This window comes from Mycobacterium sp., from assembly GCF_035314665.1.
In the GTDB taxonomy this organism is placed as follows: Bacteria; Actinomycetota; Actinomycetes; order Mycobacteriales; family Mycobacteriaceae; genus Mycobacterium.
Genome location: NZ_DATFZD010000148.1, coordinates 1 through 2,710, shown reverse-complemented (window position 1 = coordinate 2,710; position 2,710 = coordinate 1). Strand labels below are relative to the sequence as shown.

General features: G+C 63.7%; 3 protein-coding genes and 1 pseudogene. 3 read left to right on the top strand and 1 reads right to left on the bottom strand.

All coding sequences use genetic code 11. The features are described from left to right. The 3 genes and pseudogenes from VKI00_RS11850 to VKI00_RS11840 all read left to right on the top strand — a co-directional run. A pseudogene (locus VKI00_RS11850) lies at nucleotides 1–151 on the top strand (IS630 family transposase); the annotation flags it as partial. Between the two features lie 43 nt (nucleotides 152–194). Further along, the gene (locus VKI00_RS11845) at nucleotides 195–911 is read left to right on the top strand and encodes an acetoacetate decarboxylase family protein (RefSeq protein WP_324437652.1); all 717 of its coding nucleotides are present in this window, start codon (nucleotides 195–197) and stop codon (nucleotides 909–911) included. Beyond that, nucleotides 908–2,110, top strand: coding sequence for a cytochrome P450 (locus VKI00_RS11840; protein ID WP_324437651.1), 1,203 nt, complete (start codon nucleotides 908–910; stop codon nucleotides 2,108–2,110). Before VKI00_RS11845 ends, VKI00_RS11840 begins: the two co-directional genes overlap by 4 nt. A 15-nt stretch (nucleotides 2,111–2,125) precedes the next feature. Here the strand turns inward: VKI00_RS11840 and VKI00_RS11835 are convergent. Then, nucleotides 2,126–2,710, bottom strand: a 585-nt coding sequence (locus VKI00_RS11835) for a crotonase/enoyl-CoA hydratase family protein (RefSeq protein ID WP_324437650.1), incomplete at its 5' end; no start/stop codon positions are given.

The window sequence follows — 2,710 nt, the reverse complement described above, 5'->3', positions numbered from 1 at the left end:
CACCTCAGTACGCCAACTCAACACCGACATCCGCGCCTGGATCGAGACCTGGAACGACAACCCGCGTCCCTACGTCTGGACCAAGACCGCCGACCAAATCCTGTCCAGCATCGCGAACTACTGCAACAGAATTAATGACTCAGGACACTAGTCAGGTATTGCCGGACGAATAGAACACGTTCTAGATTGACCCGATGACAGCCTCGCAGCACACCATCGCCGGCACGGTGATCACCATGCCGGTGCAGATCCGCAAGGCAACCCAGCACATGGCGATGTTCTCGGTGGACGCCGACGCCGCCCAGCACCTGATCGAGTACAGCGGCTTGCGGGTCTGCCGTTACCTGCCCGGGCGCGCGGTCGTGGTGTTGATGTTGATGCACTACATCGACGGCGACCTGGGCCAGTACTACGAGTTCGGCACCAGCGTGATGGTCAACCCTCCCGGCTCGAACGCGAACGGGCCGCGCGCCTTGCAGTCGGCCGGCGCCTTCATCCATCATCTGCCCGTAGACCAGGCGTTCACCCTTGAGGCGGGAACCAAGATCTGGGGCTACCCGAAAGTCATGGCGGACTTCATCATTCGCGAGGGCCGTCAGTTCGGGTTCGACTGCACTGTCGACGGGCAACTGGTTATCGGCATGGACTTCCGTCCCGGCCTACCGATTCGGCTGACCCCGCGCCACCAGGCGCAGCGCAGCTACTCGCACCGCGACGGGGTCACCCGCGAGACCGCCTTCGAGCACACGCTGGACGGTGTGCGCACACGATTCGGCGGCGTCCGTGTCAAGCTGGGCGATCATCCTTATGCGAAAGAGCTGGCGTCGCTGGGCCTTCCGAAGCGCGCGATGCTGTCCAGCTCCGCTGACCAAGTACAAATGACATTCGGCGACGCTCAGGAGATCTCATGACAGTGACTTCAACGACCAAACCAGATGTCGATCTGACCGACGGCACTTTCTACGCGGGTGACTCCCACGCCGTCTACCGCTGGATGCGGGAGAACGAGCCGGTGTTCCGGGACCGCAACGGGCTGGCCGCCGCATCGACGTATCAGGCCGTGATCGAGGCCGAGCGCAACCCCGAGCTGTTCTCGAATGCCGGCGGCATCCGGCCCGACCAACCCGGCGTCGAGATGATGATCGAGATGGACGACCCGCAACATCTGTTGCGCCGCAAGCTCGTCAACTATGGGTTCACCCGCAAGCGGGTCAAAGACCTGGAGTCCAAGATCACCTCGCTGTGCGACACGTTGATCGACGCTGTGTGTCAGCGCGGCGAGTGCGACTTCGTCTGGGACCTCGCCGCGCCCCTGCCCATGGCGGTTATCGGGGACATGCTCGGTGTGCGTCCGGAGGACCGCGAGATGTTTCTCAAGTGGTCCGACGACCTGGTCGGCGCGTTGAGCAGCACCGCGGCCGAAGAAGACATGCAGGTCACGATGAATGCCTTCGCCGCCTACACCGAATATATGAACGGGATGATCGCGGCGCGCAAGGAGCAACCGACCGACGATCTGGTCAGCGTCCTAGTGCATGCGGAGGTCGAAGGATCGCGGCTGGAGGACCACCAGATCGTCACCGAGGTTCTGCTGCTGTTGATCGGCGGCGACGAGACCACCCGTCACACGCTGTCCGGCGGGACGAGGCAGCTGCTGCTGCACCCGGATCAGCACAAGCGCTTGACCAACGACTTGGGAATGCTGCCGAACGCGATCGAAGAAATGCTGCGCTGGACGGCGCCGGTGAAGAACATGGCCCGCACGATCACCGCGGACATCAAGTTCCACGGCACCCAGCTGCACCAGGGCGAAAAGATGATCCTGCTGTTCGAGTCGGCGAACTTCGACGGGAACGTCTTCGACGATCCGGAGACCTTCAACATCGAGCGCTACCCGAACAACCACCTCGCGTTCGGGTTCGGAACGCACTTCTGTCTGGGCAATCAGCTCGCCCGGCTAGAGCTGTCGATCATGCAGACCCGTCTGCTGCAGCGGATTCCGGATATGTGGCTTGCGTCGGATGCAGCGCTGCCGCTGCGGGCGGCGAACTTCGTATCCGGTCTGGAGAAGATGCCGGTGGTCTTCACCCCGAGCGCGCCGCTCGGATAGCCCGGCGCAGCAGCGTTAGCTCCCCTTGAACTGCGGAGTGCGCTTCTCCTTGAAGGCCAGCGGGCCTTCCTTCGCGTCGTCGGACAGGAACACCGCGATGCCGAGCTTTGTGTCGATCTTGAACGCCTCGTTCTCGTGCATGCCCTCGGTTTCCCGGATCGCGCGCAGGATCGCCTGGACCGCCAGCGGCCCGTTGCTGTTGATCACCTCGGCGATCTCGAGCGCCTTGGTAAGCGCCTCGCCGTCGGGTACGAGATAGCCGATCAGGCCGATCTCCTTGGCTTCCGCGGCGGTGATGTGCCGGCCGGTCAGCAGCAGGTCGCAGGCGACCGTATAGGGGATCTGCCGCACCAGCCGCACCGCCGAGCCGCCCATCGGATACAGGCTCCATTTGGCCTCCGAGATGCCGAACTTGGCGCTTTCGCCGGCGATGCGGATGTCGGTGCCCTGCAGAATCTCGGTGCCGCCGGCGATGGCCGGGCCCTCAACCGCGGCGATCAGCGGCTTGGTCAGCCGACGGCCTTTGAGCAAGGCGTCGATGCGTGACGGGTCGTAGCTGCCGTCTTTGAAGGAGTCGCCCGGTGGGCGGGCAGTCGCGGC

What these genes read in the sequence shown, in the direction of transcription:
- VKI00_RS11845 (WP_324437652.1), top strand. Translation starts at nt 195, where the DNA reads ATGACAGCCTCGCAGCACACCATCGCCGGCACGGTGATCACCATGCCG.
- VKI00_RS11840 (WP_324437651.1), top strand. Translation starts at nt 908, where the DNA reads ATGACAGTGACTTCAACGACCAAACCAGATGTCGATCTGACCGACGGC.